This is a genomic window from Allobosea sp. P4_E12, assembly GCF_056401655.1.
The window spans coordinates 43,364-65,030 of the sequence record NZ_JBFUIY010000014.1; the positions used below are offsets into that span (position 1 = coordinate 43,364).

Consider the following 21,667-nt stretch of genomic DNA (forward strand, 5'->3'; position numbering starts at 1 on the left):
GATTTCCGGTCCGATGATCTAAACCCGGCGCTACGCGACCAGGAGATCATAGGCGAGGAACGGCACGAGGGTTCCGGACTCGAGGTATGTCAGGTCCTCCGCGAGCTCTACCAGCCCGTGCGTGCGCGTCAGCGAGGTCATGACCCCGGCCCCGTCCAGAGGATGCTTGGACGCGATCATGACACCGTCCGCTCCAGGAGCGAGCGAAACACCGACATACTCACGCCGCCCGGGCTTCTTCCGATAGGGGAAGCCGAGCCTTACAGGCAGCGGCACCGGGGCAACATGGGCCGAGCCGGCAAGCCGTGCCAGGACCGGGCGTGCGACAAAGGCGAAGGTGACGAACACGGCAACCGGATTTCCCGGCAGGCCAATAAACGGCACGCCTTCGATGACGCCCATGGCCACCGGCCGGCCCGGCTTGATGCCGATACGCCAGAAGACCAGCGCGCCGACCTGTTCGACCGCCGCCTTGACGTGATCCTCCTCTCCGATCGAGACGCCGCCGGAAGTCAGGATCAGGTCGCAACTCCGGGCCGCGCCGCTCAGGCGCGCAGCCAGGCTGCCCGGCTCGTCACGCAGGATGCCGAGATCGACCACATCCGCCCCCGCCCGCGCCACCATGGCACGCAGCGCAGCGCGGTTGGCGTCGTAGATCGCGGCCGGCGGCAGGGGCAGGCCCGGCTCCGCCAGCTCATCGCCCGTCGAAAAGATCGCGACACGCGGCCGGCGGCGAACGTCGACAGAGGCATGACCGAGCGCAGCCAGCAGCGCGAGATCCTGCGGCCGCAGGCGCCGGCCTGCCGACAGGGCGGTCTCTCCACGCGCGATATCCTCGCCGGCCGGTCGGGCATTGGCACCGCGTTTGAGGCCTCCGGGCAGACGGACGAAGCCTTCTTCCGCTGTCACATCCTCCTGCATGAAGACGGTATCGGCTCCTTCCGGTATCGGCGCGCCCGTAAAGACCCGGACGGCCACGCCTGCAGTTGCAATGCCCGCCGCGTCAGTGCCGGCGGCAAGCCGGCCTGAGAGCGCGAGGCGGGTCTCTCCTGCCGACGCCAGATCGACGAAGCGGACCGCATAGCCATCCACGGCAGAATTGGCGAAGGGCGGGAGATCGAGGCCGGCCACGACATCGCTGGCGAGAACCCGACCATCGGCGTCGGCCAAGGCGACCTGCTCCGTGCCCTCCACCGGCCGAATCCGCTGGCCCGCAAGGTCAGCCGCTTGCTCGATGCTCATCAAGGGGCCACCGAAGGCGAAAGTATCCTCGCTGAGTTGCGCCATTCTGCCCTCAACCCTGTTGCTGCACGCGAGCCAGAATGGCGGTGAGCGGCTCGGCGCAAGAAAGCACAATCTCTGCGATTGCGCCGATGTCGTCGAGATCCACGACAGGGCAGCCCGCCTCGGGAAATGCGCTGTCGCAGGCGATCGCGACGATCATGGGGTCGCCCGGGTGCAGCGGCGGCTTGCCGTTGGCTGCGCGATGCACCTCGATCTTGAGATGCGGCTCGCGCTTGAACCCCTCGATGATCACCAGATCGACCGGGGATAGTCGCCGGAGCAGATCCGGCAGATGCGCTTCCGGCTCGCCGCGCAGTTCATGCATCAGCGCCCAGCGGCGCTCGGACGAGATCAGCACCTCATGCGCGCCCGCCTGACGGTGTTCGTAGGAATCCTTGCCGGGCTTATCGAGGTCAAAGCCATGGTGCGCGTGCTTGACCGTGGAGACCGAGACACCGCGGCGTGCAAGTTCCGGGATCAGGCGCGTCAGCAAGGTCGTCTTGCCGGCACCGCTCCACCCTGCCAGGCCGATCACACGCATCAAAGCTGAATCCCCCAAAACACGATCGGGCACAAAGGCACCCTGTTGTCATCTGGCACGCCCCCTCCCCGGTCAAGCCAAGTGGATGGGACCGCCACGGCTCATGCCCGCGATCATCGCGCCCCGTGCGATGCCGACAGGGCAGCAAGGCCTCTCGCGCTCCGCTGCGGCGAAGGGCCGGTGGTTGCTCCCGCGCAAGAAGCCATCATATGAAGCACTGCGTATTCGACAGGCTCGGCCCATGATCTCGATCCCCCTCAATCTGCGCGGCTTGAAATGCCCCTTGCCGACACTGCGCGTGCGCAAGGCGCTGAGGAGCGCCGACGCCGGAGCCTTGTTCGTCGTCGAGTGCACCGATCCCATGGCGGCGATCGACATTCCCAACCTGATGCGCGAGACGGGCGACGCAATCGAGCTCAGCCGTTCCGAGGGCGAACTTCTCGTCTTCCACATTCGCAAAGCTGCGGCCTGACGCCGCGCCAGCCGGAGTACGCCTTCGTGGCCCTGACCGAATCCGACATTCTGCGCGCGCTCGAGCTGGTGAAACTGCCCGCGAGCGGCCAATCGCTGCGCGCTTCCGGCCGTATCGCGGAAATCCTGATCGACGGCGGCAAGGTGATCTTTGCGATCGGCATCGATCCGACCGAGGCTGAAGCGATGGAACCCGTGCGAAGGGCCGCGGAAAGCGCGGTCGGCGGTATTCCGGGCGTCACCCAGGTTCTGGTCGGGCTCACGGCAGACAAGGCGCCGTCGCGACCGGCGCCCTCTGCCGCCGCGCAGGCACGCCAGCAGGCGCACGGCCAGCCAGGTCCCGGCGGGCCGATGCCAAAGGCCGCCGGCGTGCCCGGCGTGAAGCAGATCATCGCGGTGGCCAGCGGCAAGGGCGGCGTCGGCAAGTCGACGACCACGGCCAATCTCGCGGTCGCGCTCGCGATGCTCGGCCTCAAGGTCGGCGTACTCGACGCCGATATCTACGGTCCCTCCGTGCCCAAGATCTTCGGCATCACCGGTAAGCCGCGCCTGGTCTCCGGCCGGACGCTGGCACCGATGGAGGCCTATGGGCTGAAGATCATGTCGATCGGCTTCCTGATCGACGAGGAGACGCCGATGATCTGGCGTGGGCCGATGGTGATCTCGGCCATCACCCAGATGTTGCGCGAGGTCGCCTGGGGCGAACTCGACGTGCTGGTCGTCGACATGCCGCCCGGCACGGGTGACGCGCAGCTCACCATGGCGCAGCAGACACCGCTCGCGGGCGCAGTGATCGTCTCGACGCCTCAGGATCTGGCTCTGCTCGATGCCCGTCGCGGCGTCGCCATGTTCAAGCGCGTCGAGGTGCCGATCCTCGGTATCGTTGAGAACATGAGCTATTTCGTCTGCCCGGAATGCGGCCACCGCTCCGACATCTTCGCCCATGGCGGGGCGCGGCACGAGGCAGAGCGGCTGGGCGTGCCCTTCCTTGGCGAGATCCCGCTTGCCATGCCGATCCGCGAGACCTCGGACGCCGGCCGGCCGATCGTGGCAAGCGACCCAGAAAGCGCCCATGCCAAGGCCTATCTGGCCATTGCGAGGCAGGTTCAGGCGGGCCTGAGTGGCAAGACCCGGGCCGCGCCCCGCATCGTCATCGAATAGAGGCACCGCCCCCCGGCCCGAAATCAGAACTCGGCGGCGAGCGGACACTCGCCTCCGGCCTCATGCCGCGAGCGTGGAGGCGGCCAGACATCGCGAGCGCGTTGTTGACCCGGCCCCTGGGACCGCCCCGATAAGGGCAGCGGTCAGCCGGTAACGAGGTGATTCGTGAGCTCTTGCACTCCTTTCCTGAACCCGGCCGAGGCGGCCAGGCGGCTTGGTGTTTCCGCCAAGGCGTTGCGCATCTACGAGCAGCGCGGACTGGTCGCCCCGGTCCGCACCATGGCCGGGTGGCGCGCCTATGGCCCCGCCGAGATGGCTCGTGCCGCCGAGATTGCCGCATTGCGCGCGCTTGGGCTGAGCCTCGTCCAGGTGGCGCGCGTGCTTGGAGGCGATGCCCAGGAGCTGGAACCGGCCCTGGCGGCTCACCAGGCTTCGCTCGAGGAGCGTGCCCGTCAGCTCGCAGGAACGCTGGAGAAGGTCCGCAGCCTGCGGACTGACCTTGCCAGAGGTCAGGCACCCGCGGCCGGAGAACTGGTGCGCCTGCTGGAGCCCGCAATCGAACGCGGCGTCGCCTTCGATCTGCCCTGGCCCTGGGGCGGCGAACGGTTTGAGCTGCGCGAAATCCTGCCGCTGACCTACATTGTCGGCCCGCTCGGCAGCGGCAAGACGCGGCTGGCCCGGCGCCTGGCCGAGGTCTTGCCCGATGCGGCCTTCCTCGGGCTCGATCGGATCGCGGCTGACGGCGCAATCGGCCGGGCAGACATGGATTCCGATCCGGCATTGAAGTCTCGGGTCGCCAGGACCCTGGCCCGGCTCGTCGACGACGGCGCCCGGATGTCTGGTGCGCTGGCCGCCCTGGTCGCCGAACTGGAAGCGGAGGGTCCCGCGGTCCTGGTCGTCGACATGATCGAGGACGGGTTGGATCAGGCCACCCAGCAAGCCTTGATCGCCCATCTGCGCGGCCGCGGGCCGCATGGACGGCCGCTCTTCATGCTCACGCGCTCCTGCGCGATTCTGGATCTGGCAGCCGTTGGGTCCGACGAGGCGATCATCCTCTGCCCTGCCAATCACAGCCCACCGGTCCGTGTCTCCCCCTACCCCGGCACTCCCGGCTACGAGGCCGTCGCCACCTGCCTCGCCTCACCCCAGGTGCGGGCGCGGATCGCATGCCCACCCCGGCTGGCGTAATCAATCGGCCCTCCGCACCGGCGCCCAGCCGCCCCGGCCGGATACCGGGGCGGCTCCAGGCATTTGCCAATGTTCTTCTTTTGTTCTAGGTTGACCGAAAGGAGGTCGTTCCATGCCCGTTCAGCCCGCGCGCCATATCAGCATCTCGATCGGCAGGCCGATTGAGCAGGTCTACGGCTTTCTGGCAGAGCCCCGTAACTTCCCGAAATGGGCCGAAGGGCTGGGCCATAGTTTCAGGCATATCGAAGGCATGACCTGGGCTGCCGAGACCCCATTGGGCCTGATGCGCATCCTGTTCAGCGAACCCAATCCTTACGGTGTGCTCGACCATGCCGTGATCCCCGATCACGGGGAGCCGATGCACAACCCGATGCGCGCCCTCGCCAATGGCGATGGCAGCGAGGTGATCTTCACTCTCTACAAGCGGGCCGAGATGAGCGACGACGATTTCGCCCGCGATGCCGACTGGGTCACGAGCGATCTGAGGCGTCTCAAAGCGCTGCTGGAAGGCTGACGAGAGCGATTGGCCCGTGCTGACGCCATCGGGCGCAGAAACCTGAGATCCATGCCTCGGCGCGCCTGTTTGACGCTGTTCGATGGTTTCCAATGCACCTTCGCGCTTCCGTAGCGAAGCCGGCACGCGCCCTCAGAGCCGGGCTCTGCGGCAAGCTGGTGCAGCGGGCGCCCCAACCCACCATCACGCATCGCTCAGCCGCGCGTGAAGCTGCTCGGCCTCGACCAGGTCATCAGGGCGATTGGCATTGAAGAACGGGTCGACCGGATCGACCGGCCACTCCGCCGCCGCAACACCATGGCGCGCCGTCCAGCGGCCGATCTTTCGCTCATCCTCGACCGTGAGTGCATGCCGCAAGTCGTCACGCAGCGCGACCGGCCACAGCCCGATCACCGGATGGTCCCAGCCGCCCGATGCAGCGCAGGCCAGCGGAACATTGCCCGCTGCGCGCGCCACATGGAGCCGTTGCACAAGATCACGCGGGATGAAGGGGGTGTCTGCCGCAACGCTGACCATCCAGGCATGTCCGGGGCGGTTCGCGGCCATCCAGTCGAGCCCGGCCAGGATGCCGGCCAGCGGCCCGGCGAAACCGGGCACGCTGTCGGCGACCACCGGCAGGCCGAATTCAGCGAAGCGCGACAGGTCGCCATTGGCATTGATCAGAAGTCCGTCGCATTGCGGCCCCAGGCGATCGACGACATGGGCGAGAATGCTGCGCCCGGCGATCAGCCGAAGCGGCTTGTCGCCACCGCCCATGCGGCGCGCGAGCCCGCCGGCGAGGAGGAGACCAAGCGTTGGAGGGATGGTCATGCCATGGCCCGCAAGCGTCGCATCTCGCGTTCGCGATCGGCGGCGCCGGGCCTCACGCCGGCACACCGAGCCGATCCGCAGCCCAGGTCTCCACCGCTCGGCCCTCAGGCGGCAATGGGGTCCAGTCATCGCCGGCAAACTCACGCCAGGCCGAAACGAAATCCTCGCGAACGGCGATCAGCACGGGCAGGCCCGATAGCGCCGCGGCCGCGATCTCCTGGCGCAGGCCCTGACCAAGCTGCTCCTGCCGCCCGAACTTGTTGACGATCACGAGATCGATGTTTCCCGTCAGAGCGKCCGCGACCGCTCCTCCCGCTGCCGCAAGGCCGGCGACGTCGAGCCGGCAACCCGACGCGCCCGCACCACGATCCTCGCTGATCGGAAAGCGCCGGCCATTCGCGAGGTCCTCCAGCGCCATGGCGTGACAGCCATCCCCGCAATCATCGCCGTTGTGCTGGACGACACCGCCGAGCTTCAACCCCTGCCGCTTCATCTGGCTGGCAAGGCCAACCATGAATGCATCGATCTGGAAACCGGAGGAATAGACGATTGCGGCAAGCGTGTTCATCGTCCCTCCATCCCACGAAATATCATCCGCAGCCAGAACCGTGACCGCAAGGTGCTATGATGGCGTCATGGCCCTGCGTCAGATGCCGGCTCACTGTTGCAGCGCACCTACAGTCGCGCGGGCCGCCACAAGCTAGGGTGCTGCGGGGCTGACGTCCGGCGTGTTCTCCGGTCAAAGCCGTTTGTTCGGTTGCCGTCCATGATCCGCCACAACGCCAATGCCCCGATTGACCCCGCCGCGGACGCAGCCTTGCTGCTGCGTCGCATCGGCTTCGCCACGCTTGCGCTGGCGCTACCGATAGCGTCGCTGGTGTCGCGTCGCGCGGCCGTCGTGCTCGCGCCGATCGGGGTTGCGTTGCTCATCATTTCCTCGCTGATCGAGGAGCGTGGCCAGTTCGGCAGGAATCTGAGGGATTCCCTGCTGAGCCGGCCAGGCATGATCCTGATGGGGCTCGTGGCCTGGGCCCTGCTCTCGCTGGTCTGGAGCCCCTACACGCTTTCGGCGACCGAGAAGGCCACCAATCTGGTTCTTGCCGTCGCGCTCGGCTTTTGCGGTGCCGCGGCGCTCCCGGAACGCATGCGCGCCTCGAACCTCAATCTCGTGCCGCTCGGCACCGGCATCGCCGCGCTGTTTGCTCTCGCGCTGCTGGTCGCCGGGAACATGAGCGCCGCTGGCGTCTCTCCGGGCGTCGAACGCGGCGTCAGCGTCGTGCTGATCATGTCGTGGCCCGCCTTCGCCTGGCTCCTCTCGCGTGCGCGCGGCTTGAGCGCACTGGGCCTCGCTCTCGCCGTCGGCCTGCTTGCCATGACCCGCTTCGAGGATGGCGAGGCGGTGGCGATGATCTGCGGCACGGTGGCCTTCGGAGCGATCAGCGCCAATCGGGTCGTCGCCGCTCGCGCCATCGCCATTATCGTTGCCGGGCTGATGTTGCTGGCGCCGCTCCTGCCCTTCCTGCTGATGCCGATCGCATCGCGCTTGCCCGACGATCTCGCCCTCACCCTCGGCATCTGGGCCGACATCGTCAGCCGCGAACCGGTTCAGCTGATCACCGGGCACGGCCTCGACACCGTGCTGCGCGGCCGCCTGACGGGTGGCCTGCCTCAAGACACGCCGACGACCATTCTGTTCGAGTTCTGGTTCGAGCTCGGCCTTGTCGGAGCCGCTTCGGCCGCGATCTGCCTGTACTTTGCGATCAAGGCCGCGGGCCAGATGGCGGGAGCGCTCGCCGCCGGCGTCACTGCTGCCTATGTCACGGCCTTCGCGCTTGCCGTTCTGGGCTTTGCCACCTTCCAGACCTGGTGGCTGATGACGCTCGCCTCCGTCGCCCTGATGTTCACGGCGATTGCCCGCGGGCAATACCGGACCGAGCGACCGCTCGCGCCATTGATGCCGCAGCCTGCAGCGAACAGCAGGCCAAAGGCCGGCGGGCCTGCTTCCTCCTGATCGCCCCCTGAGCGGCGCGGCTCAGGCCGCCGCCGCCCGGTCGCCGTTCACGGCATGGCAGGCGACACCGTCGATCACCGGCGGATTCTCGATCTTGCAGCGGTCGAACGCCAGCGGACAGCGCGGATGGAAGGTGCAGCCGGAGGGCGGGTTGATCGGGTTCGGGATTTCCCCCTTCACGCCCTCGCGCGCCTTGCCGACCATGGCGAGATCCGGAACCGCATCGAGCAGCATGCGGGTATAGGGATGGCGCGGGGCCGAGAAGAGCTGCTTGCCCTCCGAAACTTCCACAAGCCGGCCGAGATACATCACGCCGATGCGCGTCGCCATATGCCGGACCACGGCGAGGTTGTGCGAGATGAAGAGATAGGTCAGCCCGAATTTCTGCTGCAGATCGCGCATCAGGTTGAGGATTTGCGCCTGCACGGAGACATCAAGCGCCGATGTCGGCTCGTCGCAGACGATGAACTCGGCATTCGAGGCGAGCGCGCGTGCGATCGCGATGCGCTGGCGCTGCCCCCCGGAGAACTCGTGCGGGAACTTCTTGGCGTCATCGGGATGCAGGCCGACCAGCGTCAGCAATTCGCCGATGCGGGCATTGATGTCGCCTTCGCCCTCGATGATGTCGAAGGCGCGGATCGGCTCGGCGATGATCCGGCCGACACGCCAGCGCGGATTCAGGCTGGCATAGGGATCCTGGAAGATCATCTGGATGCGCCGACGCATCCGCTGACGCTCCTGCGCGACCGCAACGTCGTTCATCGAGATGCCGGCGATGCTGACAGTACCGCCCGAGGGTGGCAGCAGGCCGACCACCATGCGCGCGACGGTGGACTTGCCCGAGCCGGATTCACCGACGAGCGCGAAGGTCTCGCCCTTGCGGATATCGAAGGAAACCCCGGCGACGGCCTTCAGATACTGCTTCGGCGCGCGTTCGAGCATGCGGTTGAGCCAGGGCTTCGACACGTCGAAGACGCGCTTCAGGTCGCGGACCTGGACGAAGGCGGCGTTAGGCGGAGGGAGCTGGCTCACGCTGCGATCTCCGCATTGGGCTGGTCGTAGAGATGGCAGGCGACCTGCCGGTCGCCGACCCTGGTCAGCTCGGGCCGCTCGACATGGCAGCGGGCGAAGGCATGAGCGCAGCGCGGATTGAAGGCACATCCCCGCGGAATGGCCGAAAGCCGGGGCATCGCGCCGGGAATCTGCACGAGGCGGTCGGCATCACCCTCGATCGACGGGATCGCGCCCATCAGCCCCTTCGCATAGGGGTGGAGCGGGTCCTTGACGACATCGCGGACCGGGCCGATCTCGGCGATCCGGCCGGCATACATCACCGCGACCCGGTCGGCCGTTTCGGCGATGACGCCCATATCATGGGTCACCAGCATCACCGAAGTGCCGCGCTCACTGCAGAGGCGTTTGATCAGCGCGATGATCTGGGCCTGGACCGAGACGTCGAGCGCAGTCGTCGGCTCGTCGGCGATAATGAACTCGGGCTCGGCGCAGAGCGCGAGCGCGATCACGACACGCTGGCGCATGCCGCCGGAGAATTCGTGCGGATAGCCGTCGATCCGCCGCTCCGGCGCCGGGATGCCGACCTCGTCGAGCAGGGCGATGGCGCGCGCGCGGGCATCCGCTGCGCTCAGGCTGGTATGAGTCCGGATCGTCTCGATCAACTGCTCGCCGACCCGGTAGAGCGGGTTCAGGCTGGTCAGCGGATCCTGGAAGATCATGCCGATCCGCTTGCCGCGGATCCTGCGCATCGCCTCGGGCGGCAGATTGTCGACGCGCTCGCCCGACAGCACGACCTCCCCGCCGGCGATGCGCCCCGGCGGATCGATCAGGCCGATGATCGCGGAACCGGTGACGGACTTGCCCGCGCCGGATTCGCCGACGACACCGAGCACTTCGCCGCGTGCGATATCGAAGGAGATCTTGTCGAGCGCGCGCAAGGTACCGCGCCGCGTCACGAACTCGACGGTCAGGTCACGGACGGAAAGAACGGGGACGGTCATCGGGTCACCTCAGCCGCGGATTGAGCGCATCGCGCAGCCAGTCGCCGAGCAGGTTCACCGCCAGCACCAGGATCGCCAGGGTCACGCCGGGAAAGGCGACGATCCACCAGTCGCCGGAGAACAGGTAGCGGTTGCCTATGCTGATCAGAGTGCCGAGCGAGGGCTGCGTCGGCGGCAGGCCGACACCCAGGAAGGAAAGCGTCGCCTCGGTGATGAYGGCGAGCGCCAGATTGATCGTCAGGATGACGAGAACCGGGCCGATCACGTTGGGCAGGACATGGCGCAGCATGATCAGCGGCGCCGGCAGGCCGACGAGGCGTGCCGCCTGAACATAATCCTTATTGCGCTCGACCAGCGTCGAGCCCCGCACGGTGCGGGCATATTGCACCCAGAAGGACAGGCCGATCGAGATGACCAGAACATAGATCGCGGTGTCCTCGCGCGCGGCACTCTTGAAGATACCGCGGACGACGCCATCGATCAGAAGCGCGATCAGGATCGCCGGGAAGGTGAGCTGGACATCGGCGATGCGCATGATCAGCGAATCGACACGTCCGCCGAGATAGCCCGCGAGCAGGCCGAGCGTGATGCCGATCGAGGCGGCGAGGATCACTCCGAGGCCGCCCACCACCAGCGAGACGCGCAGGCCGTAGAGAATGGCCGAATAGAGATCCCGCCCCTGGTCGTCGGTGCCGAAGATGAAGCGGGCCTCCCCGCCCTGCTGCCAGGCCGGCGGGATGTTGGCGTCGGCGAGGAAGACGGAGGCAGGGTCGAAGGGATTGGTCGGTGCGATCCAGGGGGAGAAGGCCGCGCCGATGAACAGCAGCAGCACGACGAAGGCAGCGACCATCGTCACCTTGGAGCGCAGGAAGCTGGCCAGAATGTCGCTGTCGAGGAAGCGTTCCCAGCGGGTCGGGATCTTCTCGGGCGAAGCGGGCGGCTGAGTGGTCATGCTCATGGTTTCAACTCTCCGCCAGCTCAGTGCGCACCGATCGTCGCGCGCAGGCGCGGATCGACGGCGGCATAAAGCAGGTCGACGACCAGGTTGATGCTGACGAACAGGAAGGAGATCAGCATCAGATAGGCAGCCATGATCGGGATATCGACGTTCTGGACGGCCCGCAGGAAGAGCAGGCCCATACCCGGCCACTGGAACACCGTCTCGGTAATGATGGCGAAGGCGATGATCGAGCCGAGCTGCAGTCCGGCGATGGTGATGACCGGAACCAGCGTGTTCTTGAGCGCATGGCCGAAATTGACCGTCCGGGTGCGCAACCCACGCGCCCGGGCGAACTTGATGTAATCTGCCCGCAGCACTTCGAGCATCTCGGCGCGGACGAGGCGCATGATCAGCGTCATCTGGAACAGGCCGAGCGTGATCGAGGGCAGGATCAGTGCCTTGAGGCCGGACACGGTCAGCAGGCCTGTCGTCCACCAGCTGCCGATCTTCACGACCTCGCCGCGCCCGAAGGATGGCAGCAGGCCAAGCGTGACCGAGAACAGGTAGATCAGGAGGATGCCGATCAGGAAGGTCGGCAGACTGATACCGATCAGCGACACTGCCTGGAAGATCTTGGCGAGCCAGCTGTCGCGCTTCAGCGCGGTGTAGACACCCATCGGGATGCCGACGAGGAGCGAGAACAGGGCCGACATGAAGGCGAGTTCGAGCGTCGCCGGCGCGCGGTCACCCAGCAGCGAAATCACCGGAAGCCGGAACTGGTAGGACACGCCGAATTCGAGCCGGGCGGCGTTGTAGATATAGCGGAAGAACTGGACGATGACGGGGTCGTCGAGGCCGAGCGAGCGCCGGATCTGCTCGACCTGCGCCTGCGGCGTGTCGAGGCTGACGAGCTGGTTCACCGGATCGCCGACGAAACGGAACATCGCGAAGGCGATCAGCGCCACGCTCAGCATGACGAGAAGCGACTGAAACAGCCGACGCAGAATGAAAGCTAACATGGCCGCCTTGAATCCCCGGTTTGCCGAGGTCGGAAAACGCGCGGCCATCCCGGGCTGGGGGGACGCGGAGATCCAGAATCCAGCAGGAGCGCCATGCGCTGCAACGGATCCTGGTTCAGCGCGGCTGCACCGTCTGTCCGGGATGACGATGAGGATGAAGGAAGGCACGCGGATCGCTCCGCGCGCCTCTCACGTCACTCCTTGGTGGCGTAATAGAGCAGGACCGAGTTGTCGGCGCGCTGGGTCAGCTTGACCTTCTTCGAGACACCCCAGGCGAGAGCCTGCTGATGCAGAGGGATATAGGCGAACTCGTCCACCGTGATCTTGAAGGCTTCCTTGATCATGGCGTCGCGCTTGGCGGTATCGGGCTCGACCAGGATCTTGTCGGTCAGCGCGTCGACCTTCTTGTTGCAGTAGCCGCCGAGATTCGACTCTCCGCGCGACGAGCCGGCGACATCGCGGCAACCCAGGATGTCGTTGAGCACGTTGTGGCTGTCGAAGGTCCCGGGGGTCCAGCCGAGCAGGTAGAACGAGGTCTTGTAGCCGCCCGACTTCAGCACCTTGGCGAAGTACTGGCCCTTCGGCTGAGCGTTCAGGTTCACCTTGATGCCGGCGCGAGCCAGCATGCCGACCACGGCCTGGCAGATCTGGCCGTCATTGACATAGCGGTCGTTCGGGCAATCCATGCCGACTTCGAAGCCGTTGGGATAGCCGGCCTCGGCCAGGAGCTTCTTGGAGGCCTCGGTGTCGAACTTGGCCCGCGTGAAGCCGGCGTGCGGGAAAAGTTCCGGCGCGATCATCAGCGGCGACGGAGTCGACAGGCCGCGCATGACGCGGCTCTTGATCGTTTCGATGTCGATCGCCTGGTAGAAAGCCTGACGAACCTTCGGGTCCTTGAAGGGGTTCTTGCCCTTGACGTTGGATTCGAGCAGTTCGTCGCGGGTCTGGTCCATGCCGAGGAAGATCGTGCGCAGTTCCGGCCCGGTCATGACCTGGACATTGCCGGCGCTGTTGACACGCTGGATGTCCTGGATCGGAACCGGCTCGATCACGTCGACCTCGCCCGAGAGCAGGGCCGCGACCCGGGTCGCATCAGAAGCGATCGGCGTAAACACGATCTCCTTGAGATTGTGCTCGACCTTCTTGTTCCACCAGTTCTCGTTGACCTTGAAGACGGTCTTCACGCCGGGCTGATGGCTCTCGATCTTGAACGGGCCGGTGCCATTGGCATTGAGCGAGGCGTGGCTCGGCGTCGTCGCCGCTGCCGGTGTCGGAGCGACGGCGTTATTCGCCTCCGCCCACTTCTTCGACATGATGTACCAGGTGTCCCACTGGGCATTCAGGATCGGGTTCGGGGAGCTCAGCGTCACGTCGATCGTGTAATCATCGACCTTGGTGAACTTGGCGTCGGTCGGAATGCGCGTGGTGAAGTTCGAGCCGGGGGCGCGGACGCGCTCGGCCGAGAAGATCACGTCATCGGCGGTGAAATCCTCGCCATTGTGGAACTTCACGCCCTTGCGCAGAAAGAAGCGCCATTTCAGGCCGTCATCGGAGACTTCCCACTTCTCGGCGAGGGCGGGCTCGATCTTGAGGTCCTTGCCGCGCGCCGTCAGGCCCTCATAGGGGTGGCCGAGATGGGCATTGGTGGTGGTCTCGTTGACGGTATAGGGATCGAGCGACTTGAGCTCGCCTTGGTTGGCATAGCGCAGTGTCTGTGCCTGCGCGGCGCCGCACATCAGCGCCAGAGCCGCAACCGCGGCGAGGCAGTTCGTCTTGAATGACATAATTCGATCGCTCCCAATCGTTTTTGCTACCCACTCCTCCCGGGAGCGGCTCCCGCCGGGCGCCTCCCAAGCGCCCGGCGAAAGAAGATGGCAGATTAATGACGCTTCGTGAGCGGCGTCCAGTACGGCTGATGAGAAACGCTCCAGATTGCATTTTCTTGCGCACCGAACCCAAGGCTCACACGCAACCATCAAAATCGACGCCAGGAACGGACGTTCATGGCGTCGGATATCTCTCAGCGTGCCAATTCGGCGATTACGCCACGGATGAACCGCGCCCCGGCATCGAGCTGGGCTACCGTAATGAACTCGTCGGGCTGGTGAGCCTGGGCGATATCGCCCGGGCCGCAGACCACCGTCGACCAGCCTGCCGCCTGGAACAGCCCGCCCTCGGTGCCATAGGCGACGACATGGCTGCCATTGTCGCCGGTCAGCCGGCGTGAAAGGGCCTCCGCCTCGCCACGCTGCTCCGGTCCGAGCGCGGGCGTGAAGGAGGTGACTTCCATCTCGATGCCCGTCTCGGGCGCGATCGCCTTCATCCCGGCCTCGAGTTCGGCGATGCGGGCGCGGTAGCGCTCGACGTAATTCTGGTCGCGCTCGCCAGGAATGACGCGCACCTCATGGGTGAAACTGCAATGTTCGGCCGTGATGTTGACGGCCGTGCCGCCCTGGACCACGCCGACATGCAGCGTCGTGTAGGGCGGTTCGAAACCGTTATCATTCGGGGTCCGGGTCTTGTTTTCCGCCATGACCTCGTCGTGCCAAGCGATCAGCTTGCCGGCGATCATGACGGCCGGCACGCCGATGTCGACGCGGCTCGAATGCACCGCATGGCCGCGCACCGTCGTCTTCATCCGCGTACCGCCCTTGTGGCCGGTGACGACCTGCATCATCGAGGGCTCGCCGACGATCACCGCCGACGGCGTGAGGCCAGCAGTGACCATGGCCTCAATCATGATCCGCGCGCCGAGACAGCCGACCTCCTCGTCATAGGAGAGCGCGATATGGACCGGGCGCTTCAACCCGGCCTCGATCATCTCCGGCACCAGCGCCAGCGCGGTCGCGTCGAAGCCCTTCATATCGCAGGCTCCACGACCGTAGAGCTTGCCGTCGCGCTCGGTCAGCGTCCAGGGATCGGAGCTCCAGTCCTGCCCCGCGACGGGAACGACGTCGGTGTGCCCGGAGAGCACGACGCCGCCGGCAACCGCCGGTCCGACCGTCGCATAGAGATTGGCCTTCTGGCCGTCGGGGCTCGGAACGATCGTGCTCTCGACACCGAGGCTGGCGAGGTAATCACGGCAGAAATGGATGAGCTCGAGATTGCTGCGCTGCGATTCCGTATTGAACGAAACCAGCTTCGCCAGCATTTCCTTGGGGGTGTATTTCACGGGGTCGGATCTCCAAAGGCAGACGGGAAGGCAGGTTTCATGCCGACACGCTAGGCAGCCTGACAGCCAGGTCAATCGTCAGCTGTGGCTTGACCGGCCTGCGCCGGACGCGTTGATGTGCGCGCCGAGACGCCGGCGCCGCCGGGCCATGAGAGAAGTCCAGTCCCATGAATTTCGACGTCACGCTCGCCGATATCCAGGCTGCCGCCACCCGCATCTCCGGCAAGGTGCGGCGCACTCCGAGCTTCCATAGCGCCGGCCTCTCGGCGCGGCTCGGCGTCGAGACCGTGGTGAAGGTGGAGAGCCTGCAGCTCGGCGGTTCGTTCAAGGTGCGCGGCTGCTTCAACAAGCTGATGGCGCTCAGCGAGGACGAGCTGAAGCGCGGCATCGTCACCGTTTCCGGCGGCAACCACGCGATCGCGGTTTCGATGGTCGCCAAATCGATGGGCGCCCGCGCGCTCGTGCTGATGGCGAAGAATGTCGCGCCCTTCAATGTCGAGCTCACCCGGCAGGCCGGCGGCGAGGTCGAACTTTGCGAGGACGCGATCGAGGCCTTTGCCAAGGCCGACGAGTACGCGGCGAAGGGCATGACCAATGTCCACTCCTATGACGATCCGGCGATCATCGCCGGCCATGGCTCGCTCGGCCTCGAACTGGCGAATGATGCCAGCGGGCGCCTCGACCATGTCTTTATCTCGATCGGCGGCGGCGGCTTCGTGGCCGGAGTCGGCACGGCTCTCAAGGGACTCGACCCGGCGGTGCGCATTCATGGCGTCGAGACGGAGGGGGCAACGACGATGACCCAGGCGCTGGAGGCCGGCAAGCCGGTACCGATCCGGCCGACCTCGATCGCCCGCGCGCTCGGCGCCCCCTTCGCGACCGAACGCACCATGGCGGCAGCGCGCCAGTATCTGGAGGAGATCGTCACCGTGCCCGATGCCGAGGCCGTGCGCGAAATGGCCTGGGTGCTGCAGAACGGGAGGGTGCTGATCGAGCCGGCGGCAGGCTGCGTGGTTGCCGCAGCCGTGGCGCGCAAGGAGATGTTCAAGCCCGGGGAGCGCGTCGGCCTGATCCTCTGCGGCTCCAACGTCTCGCTCGACGATTTCGCGGCGTGGCGCAAGGAGTACGGGGTGTAAGGCAACCTCGTTGCCGCCGGGTTTGATGCTTGACCTTACGCCAGGGAGCCGACCGGTCAACGATGAGTTGACCTGCGCGATGAGCTAGCGTTGTCTTGGGCGGCGATACCCTGCCGTTCGAGGGAAGACCATGGCCGTCTTGCTCGCAGTGCTCATCGGGGTCGTGGCCGGGCTGCGCACCATGATGGCACCGGCCGCCGTCAGTTGGGCCGCCCATCTCGGCTGGATCAACCTCGGTGCCAGCCCCCTGGCCTTCCTGGGCTATGCCTGGACGCCCTGGATCCTGACCGCGCTGGCCATCGGCGAACTGATCACCGACAAGTTGCCGTCGACGGCGAGCCGCAAGGTCCCGACGCAGTTCGGCGGCCGCATCGTGACAGGCGCCCTGTCCGGCGCGGCCATCGGCGCCGCGGCCGGATCGCTCGCGCTTGGCGCGATCGCGGGCGCGGTTGGCGCCGTCGCCGGTACGCTTGGCGGGGCCGCAGCCCGGGCGGGCCTCGCAGGAGCTTTCGGTCGCGACAGGCCTGCCGCGCTGATCGAGGACGTGGTGGCGCTACTCGCCGCCTGGCTGATCGTGGTGGCCGCGCGATGAACCGGACTTTCGACGCCATCATCATCGGGGCCGGCCAGGCCGGACCTTCACTGGCAGGCCGGATGACCGGTGCCGGCCTGTCGGTTGCGATCGTCGAACGCCATCTCTTTGGCGGCACCTGCGTCAACACCGGCTGCATGCCGACCAAGACGCTGGTCGCCAGTGCCTATGCTGCGCATCTCGCGCGCCGTGGCGCCGAGTACGGCGTCATCCTGGATACGCCGCCGCGCATCGACATGTCGAAGGTCAAGGAGCGAGCCGCCCTCGTCTCCGCCAATTCGCGCCGCAATATCGAGACCTGGCTGCGCGGGATGAAGGGCTGCACCGTCCTCACCGGGCATGCGCGCTTCGAGGGCGCCGACCGGATGCGGGTGGGCGACGATGTAATCAGCGCACCCCGCATTTTCCTGAATGTCGGCGGGCGCGCCGTCGTGCCGGACATGCCCGGGATCGGCGACATCTCCTACCTGACCAACACCTCGATCCTTGGTCTCGACACGGTGCCGAAGCATCTCGTCGTCATCGGCGGCAGCTATATCGGCCTCGAATTCGCTCAGATGCACCGCCGCTTCGGTGCAGCCGTCACTGTTGTCGAGAAGGGTCCACATCTCGTGTCCCGCGAGGACGAAGAGGTTTCGGAGGCGATCCGCGATATCCTTGTCGCCGAAGGGATCGAGATCCGGACCGGCGCGGAGTGCATTCGATTCGCTCCCCACCCGGAGGGCATCGCGGTCGGCGTGGATTGCACTTCCGGCGCACCCGAGATCATCGGGTCACATGTCCTGCTTGCCGTCGGGCGCCGCCCGAACACCGACGATCTCGGTCTCGACAAGGCCGGGGTCGCAACGGATGCACGAGGCTATATCGAGGTCGACGACAGCCTGGCGACCAATGTCCCCGGCATCTGGGCAATCGGCGACTGCAATGGCCGCGGCGCCTTCACGCACACGGCCTATAATGATTTCGAGATCGTCGCCGCCAATCTACTCGATGGAGAGACGCGCAAGGTCAGTGACCGCATCCCGGCCTATGGGCTCTTCATCGATCCGCCGCTCGGGCGGGTCGGCATGACGCTTGCCCAGGCGCACGCCAGCGGCCGGCCGTTGCTGGTTGGCCGCCGGCCGATGACGCGCGTCGGCCGCGCCATCGAGAAGGGCGAGACGCTTGGTTTCATGAGCGTCATTGCCGATGCCGAGACGCGCCGCATCCTCGGCGCTGCGATCCTCGGGACGAGCGGCGACGAGGCGATCCATGGGATCCTCGACATAATGAATGCGGGCGCGCCCTATGACAGGCTGCTGCGCGCTGTTCCGATCCATCCGACCGTATCGGAGCTCATCCCGACGATGCTTGGAGACATGCGCGCCCCAAACTGACCTCAGAAATAGCGCGCCAGGTTCCGGCGGATCCTATCCACCGGCGGCTCCTGGCCGGCAGGGGCCTCAAACGCCTGGCCCGTAATGGTCTCGAAGGCGCGGATATAGACCTGCGAGGTCTGCGCGATGAGCTCGTCCGGGATCTCGGGGATCGGCTCGTTGTAGGGATCGCAGCGTGCGGCGACCCAGTTGCGCACGAAATCCTTGTCAAAGCTCTCCGGCCGCTCTCCCGCCGCAAAGCGCGCCGGGTAGCTCTCGGCGAACCAGTAGCGGCTGCTATCGGGGGTATGGATCTCATCGGCCAGCATGATCCGGCCCTGCCGATCGGTACCGAACTCGTATTTGGTATCGGCAAGGATGAGCCCACGTCCGCGCGCGATGTCCTGCCCCCGGGCGAACAGGGCCAGCGCATAGCCGGACACCGTATCCCACTGTTCCTGGGTCAGGAGCTTGCTGCCGACGATCTCGTCCGGGGAAAGCGGCTCGTCATGGCCGCCGTCGAAGGCCTTGCTGGTCGGCGTGATGACGGCATGAGGAAGCGCTTCGTTGTCGCGCAGGCCATCCGGGAAACGGATGCCGTAGAGATCCCGCCTGCCCTGCTTGTACATGGTCAGCACCGATGTGCTGGTCGTGCCCGCGAGATAGCCGCGCACCACGATCTCGACGGGAAGGATATCGAGCTTCTGGCCGACGACGACGTTGGGGTCCGGATATTCCAGCACATGGTTCGGGCAGATATCCGCGGTCTTCTCGAACCAGAACCGGGCTGTCTGGGTCAGCACCTGCCCCTTGAACGGAATGCAGGCGATAGCGCGATCGAAGGCGCTGAGGCGGTCCGTGGCGATCAGAATGCGGCGCCCGTCCGGCAGATCGTAATTCTCGCGGACCTTGCCCCGATAATAGTTCGGCAGCTCCGGGATGACCGCTTCGCGAATGGGTTGAATCTCGGACATGGTGGACATCACTTCATCAAGGCGAGGAATCATGCAGGGAGAGAAACCCCGGCGCTGCGTTCCTTGTAGCCAAGTGGATCGATACGCACCATTGCGCTCTCGCTGTCGCCCCTGCGCGATGCTAGGGAGCGCCATAACGAAGGGCGAGCGCCGGAGGTGAGCAGCCATGTTTCAGGCACAAGCAATCGCGAGCAGCGACAAGGCAGGGTTCTATCGCGAGCTGACCTCGCAGCTTGAGGGCCTGCTGGCGGGAGAAAGCGACCCGATCGCCAACGCGGCCAATACCTCGGCACTGCTGTTCCAGATGATGCCGGATCTGAATTGGGCCGGATTCTACATCATGCGGGACGGCGAGCTCGTGCTCGGGCCGTTTCAGGGCAAGCCGGCCTGTGTCCGCATTCCCGTCGGGCGCGGCGTCTGCGGAGCGGCGGTCGCTCGCCGGCAATCCATGCTGGTGGAAGACGTCCATGCGTTTCCCGGCCATATCGCCTGCGATGCAGCCTCGCGCTCGGAACTGGTCGTGCCGCTGCTCCGCGACGGTGAGGTGATCGGCGTGATCGATCTCGACAGCCCCCACCCCTCCCGCTTCGACACCGCCGACCAGGCCGGAATCGAACGGATCGCCGAGATCTATCTCGCTGCGAGCGCCTGCTAGACCGATCCATCCCCCGGCTGCGGGCGGAAGCGCGATGCGCCAATCAGCAGGCCGCGGCGGAGAGGCCCTCGTTGGTGTCCGCCACCGGAGGCACGACTCCGTGCTGCCCAGGTACGAGGGGGTCCGGAACCGACGTTGCCACCCATCTCGCCAGAGCCGTGCGGCCGGCGTCGGTCAGGGCGTAGACGCCGCGATCGGCTCGCTCGAACCAGCCATAGACGTTGCGGTGCAGGATCTTCTGTGCGTCCGGGCATGACTGTTTGAGATCGCGCGGCCGCTGCGGGCCTGCCGTCATGGCTGCAGCGCAAGCGAGCGCCTGCTGCCGGTAGGCCGTCATGATCGGTGCGCGCGAACCGCCGCCTGCGACAGGGTCTCCCCGACGCCGCTTGTGCTCCTCCACGAGCTTCGAACGCCGCTTGGCATCCTTGCGCGGCGTCGGCGCGGCCGGGGAAACGAGGATATCGACGCGACCGGACAAAGCGACCCCGAGAAGGCCGAAACCGAGATGCCGGCACAGATTGCGGTAGCGGGAATCGCTCTCGCGTCCCTTCCCCCGCGCCGACAACCGGGCTGCAAGCCAGATCTCGTCACCGAGCTTCATCCGGTCCACGCCCTGCAGGATGAGTTCGAGATTGAAGGTCAGCTTCAATTCTCCCACCACGACGACAGCCGGATCATCGCCTTTGAGACCAACAAGGTCGCAGCGCCCGACCTCACCCTTCACGGAATAGCCCAGGCCTTCGAGGAAGTGTTTGACCGGCAGATAGAGGGAAGTTTCCACGCGAGATCTCCGGTGCATTCCGATGCCGGACCGTTCCAGCAAGTCCGTGGCGCTGACCGCTACACCAAGGTGCAGCGGCGGTCGTTTCGGAATGGCAAACGGGAGGCAAGCCGGATGAGATCGACGGGCAGGCGTTCTGAACGCGGCACCTCAAAAGGCCGATGGCAACGCAAGGGGCAGCCCCCTGTCCAGGCGGCCACCCCTTGGGAATTCGTCACCGCGTCGATCCCGCGACGGGACCGACCTGCCATGACAGCTGGATCAGTGCGCCAGTCGCAAGGCGCCGCGGATTTCGGACTTCGCTCCTTCGAGATCCCTTTGGAAATCGGGGTTCCGGTAGGCGAGAACCGCGATCATCGCGGCCATCTCCCGGCCCGCCTGGATGTCGCTTGGGTAGTGCACTCCGCCGATCACCCGGTTCTCGCCGAATTCGACGGCACGCCCGAAGATCGCCTCGCCCTTCTCCGGCACGATATCGGCCAACACGATCGCGGTGAGGTACGAGAATGCAGCGTGACCGCTCGGATAAGAGCCGCTGTTCGCATATTTGGCGACCGGCTTGAGACGAGCGTCCACCACCGGTGGCCGCTGGCGATCCCATTTTTCCTTGCCCTGCTTGTTGAAGGCGCTCTCCGTCTTGTAGACCTTCGTGAAGAATGCCGCCGCTTTCGGCAGTTTTTCGGCCGTGAATTCGGGTCCCATCACGTCGGCGAAGCGAAAGACGCTCTGCTCAAGGTCCGCGACCGACCGCTCGGCTTGTTCGGCTGTTCGCTTCTCCTGCAGGCTTAGCATGATCTCGAGCTCCCGCCGGGTCGTATCCGCTGATGGCGGAGGCGCCATGAACCGGGTCGTGTCGAGTTGCTCCGGCGACACATAGTATTTGCTGCTCTGGACCTCCGCGCCGGCATAGCCAATCGCAAGAAGCGTAAGTCCGAGAGTCAGGCCCGCGAGTCTTTTCATCTTGTTGTCTCCCGATAAGCGTTTCTTCCCTGCTGCGGGAAGCAAGTCCGCGCAGCGCTCGATGCTGATCAAGAAACACGCCAGTCGT

Annotated in this window: 22 protein-coding genes; 9 read left to right on the forward strand and 13 right to left on the reverse strand. The window is 66.0% G+C overall.

What is annotated here, in order from left to right; genetic code table 11:
- Positions 1-30 precede the first annotated feature (30 nt).
- Positions 31-1,287: a molybdopterin molybdotransferase MoeA gene (locus tag AC1DW9_RS18780; protein ID WP_441506111.1), complete on the reverse strand. Its 1,257-nt coding sequence runs from the start codon at positions 1,285-1,287 to the stop codon at positions 31-33.
- A 7-nt stretch (positions 1,288-1,294) separates the two neighbouring features.
- Positions 1,295-1,825 carry a molybdopterin-guanine dinucleotide biosynthesis protein B gene (gene mobB, locus AC1DW9_RS18785; RefSeq protein WP_441493552.1) on the reverse strand — a complete coding sequence of 177 codons (531 nt, stop codon included), beginning with the start codon at positions 1,823-1,825 and terminating at the stop codon, positions 1,295-1,297.
- Positions 1,826-2,066: 241 nt separating this feature from the next.
- Here mobB and AC1DW9_RS18790 point away from each other — a divergent pair, with 241 nt between their 5' ends.
- The 4 genes from AC1DW9_RS18790 to AC1DW9_RS18805 all read left to right on the forward strand — a co-directional run bounded on the left by AC1DW9_RS18790 (position 2,067) and on the right by AC1DW9_RS18805 (position 5,159).
- Positions 2,067-2,297 (forward strand): sulfurtransferase TusA family protein, encoded by a 231-nt coding sequence (locus AC1DW9_RS18790; RefSeq protein ID WP_441493551.1) that lies wholly within the window; start codon positions 2,067-2,069, stop codon positions 2,295-2,297.
- Between the two features lie 26 nt (positions 2,298-2,323).
- The gene (locus AC1DW9_RS18795) at positions 2,324-3,457 is read left to right on the forward strand and encodes an Mrp/NBP35 family ATP-binding protein (RefSeq protein WP_441493550.1); all 1,134 of its coding nucleotides are present in this window, start codon (positions 2,324-2,326) and stop codon (positions 3,455-3,457) included.
- 165 nt (positions 3,458-3,622) lie between these two features.
- Positions 3,623-4,645 carry a MerR family transcriptional regulator gene (locus AC1DW9_RS18800; RefSeq protein WP_441506110.1) on the forward strand — a complete coding sequence of 341 codons (1,023 nt, stop codon included), beginning with the start codon at positions 3,623-3,625 and terminating at the stop codon, positions 4,643-4,645.
- Between the two features lie 112 nt (positions 4,646-4,757).
- Positions 4,758-5,159, forward strand: coding sequence for an SRPBCC family protein (locus AC1DW9_RS18805; protein ID WP_441506109.1), 402 nt, complete (start codon positions 4,758-4,760; stop codon positions 5,157-5,159).
- Between the two features lie 183 nt (positions 5,160-5,342).
- On the opposite strand, the gene mobA is transcribed toward AC1DW9_RS18805, so the two are convergent.
- Positions 5,343-5,969: a molybdenum cofactor guanylyltransferase MobA gene (mobA, locus tag AC1DW9_RS18810; RefSeq protein WP_441493547.1), complete on the reverse strand. Its 627-nt coding sequence runs from the start codon at positions 5,967-5,969 to the stop codon at positions 5,343-5,345.
- Between the two features lie 52 nt (positions 5,970-6,021).
- Entirely contained in the window at positions 6,022-6,537 is a 516-nt protein-coding gene (locus tag AC1DW9_RS18815) for a DUF2478 domain-containing protein (protein ID WP_476855154.1), read from the reverse strand.
- A gap of 198 nt (positions 6,538-6,735) precedes the next feature.
- On the opposite strand from AC1DW9_RS18815, the gene AC1DW9_RS18820 reads away from it, so the two are divergent.
- Positions 6,736-7,980, forward strand: a complete 1,245-nt coding sequence (locus AC1DW9_RS18820) for a peptide ABC transporter permease (protein WP_441506107.1) — start codon at positions 6,736-6,738, stop codon at positions 7,978-7,980.
- 21 nt (positions 7,981-8,001) lie between these two features.
- Here AC1DW9_RS18820 and AC1DW9_RS18825 read toward each other — a convergent pair whose 3' ends face one another.
- The 6 genes from AC1DW9_RS18825 to argE all read right to left on the reverse strand — a co-directional run bounded on the left by AC1DW9_RS18825 (position 8,002) and on the right by argE (position 15,126).
- Positions 8,002-8,922 (reverse strand): ABC transporter ATP-binding protein, encoded by a 921-nt coding sequence (locus AC1DW9_RS18825; protein WP_476775472.1) that lies wholly within the window; start codon positions 8,920-8,922, stop codon positions 8,002-8,004.
- Positions 8,923-9,008: 86 nt separating this feature from the next.
- Positions 9,009-9,995: an ABC transporter ATP-binding protein gene (locus AC1DW9_RS18830; RefSeq protein ID WP_441493544.1), complete on the reverse strand. Its 987-nt coding sequence runs from the start codon at positions 9,993-9,995 to the stop codon at positions 9,009-9,011.
- Positions 9,996-9,999: 4 nt separating this feature from the next.
- A complete protein-coding gene (locus AC1DW9_RS18835) occupies positions 10,000-10,953 on the reverse strand; it encodes an ABC transporter permease (protein WP_476855155.1) in 954 nt (317 codons plus the stop codon).
- Between the two features lie 20 nt (positions 10,954-10,973).
- Positions 10,974-11,954 carry an ABC transporter permease gene (locus AC1DW9_RS18840; RefSeq protein ID WP_069882170.1) on the reverse strand — a complete coding sequence of 327 codons (981 nt, stop codon included), beginning with the start codon at positions 11,952-11,954 and terminating at the stop codon, positions 10,974-10,976.
- A gap of 194 nt (positions 11,955-12,148) precedes the next feature.
- Entirely contained in the window at positions 12,149-13,738 is a 1,590-nt protein-coding gene (locus AC1DW9_RS18845) for an ABC transporter substrate-binding protein (protein WP_441506105.1), read from the reverse strand.
- A gap of 236 nt (positions 13,739-13,974) precedes the next feature.
- Complete coding sequence (gene argE, locus AC1DW9_RS18850; protein ID WP_441506104.1) at positions 13,975-15,126, reverse strand: acetylornithine deacetylase; 1,152 nt, start codon at positions 15,124-15,126, stop codon at positions 13,975-13,977.
- Between the two features lie 167 nt (positions 15,127-15,293).
- On the opposite strand from argE, the gene AC1DW9_RS18855 reads away from it, so the two are divergent.
- The 3 genes from AC1DW9_RS18855 to AC1DW9_RS18865 all read left to right on the forward strand — a co-directional run bounded on the left by AC1DW9_RS18855 (position 15,294) and on the right by AC1DW9_RS18865 (position 18,230).
- Entirely contained in the window at positions 15,294-16,262 is a 969-nt protein-coding gene (locus tag AC1DW9_RS18855; RefSeq protein WP_441506103.1) for a threonine ammonia-lyase, read from the forward strand.
- A 130-nt stretch (positions 16,263-16,392) separates the two neighbouring features.
- Positions 16,393-16,854, forward strand: a complete 462-nt coding sequence (locus AC1DW9_RS18860) for a DUF4126 domain-containing protein (protein ID WP_441506102.1) — start codon at positions 16,393-16,395, stop codon at positions 16,852-16,854.
- The gene (locus AC1DW9_RS18865; RefSeq protein WP_476775467.1) at positions 16,851-18,230 is read left to right on the forward strand and encodes an FAD-containing oxidoreductase; all 1,380 of its coding nucleotides are present in this window, start codon (positions 16,851-16,853) and stop codon (positions 18,228-18,230) included. Before AC1DW9_RS18860 ends, AC1DW9_RS18865 begins: the two co-directional genes overlap by 4 nt.
- A gap of 2 nt (positions 18,231-18,232) precedes the next feature.
- On the opposite strand, the gene AC1DW9_RS18870 is transcribed toward AC1DW9_RS18865, so the two are convergent.
- Entirely contained in the window at positions 18,233-19,183 is a 951-nt protein-coding gene (locus AC1DW9_RS18870) for a phosphoribosylaminoimidazolesuccinocarboxamide synthase (protein WP_476775466.1), read from the reverse strand.
- A 166-nt stretch (positions 19,184-19,349) separates the two neighbouring features.
- On the opposite strand from AC1DW9_RS18870, the gene AC1DW9_RS18875 reads away from it, so the two are divergent.
- Entirely contained in the window at positions 19,350-19,838 is a 489-nt protein-coding gene (locus tag AC1DW9_RS18875) for a GAF domain-containing protein (RefSeq protein ID WP_441506099.1), read from the forward strand.
- 43 nt (positions 19,839-19,881) lie between these two features.
- Here AC1DW9_RS18875 and AC1DW9_RS18880 read toward each other — a convergent pair whose 3' ends face one another.
- Together AC1DW9_RS18880 and AC1DW9_RS18885 are read right to left on the reverse strand one after the other, a co-directional pair.
- A complete protein-coding gene (locus tag AC1DW9_RS18880) occupies positions 19,882-20,619 on the reverse strand; it encodes a DUF2161 domain-containing phosphodiesterase (protein WP_476768383.1) in 738 nt (245 codons plus the stop codon).
- Between the two features lie 261 nt (positions 20,620-20,880).
- Positions 20,881-21,651 (reverse strand): acid phosphatase, encoded by a 771-nt coding sequence (locus AC1DW9_RS18885; RefSeq protein ID WP_441493534.1) that lies wholly within the window; start codon positions 21,649-21,651, stop codon positions 20,881-20,883.
- Between the last annotated feature and the right edge of the window lie 16 nt (positions 21,652-21,667).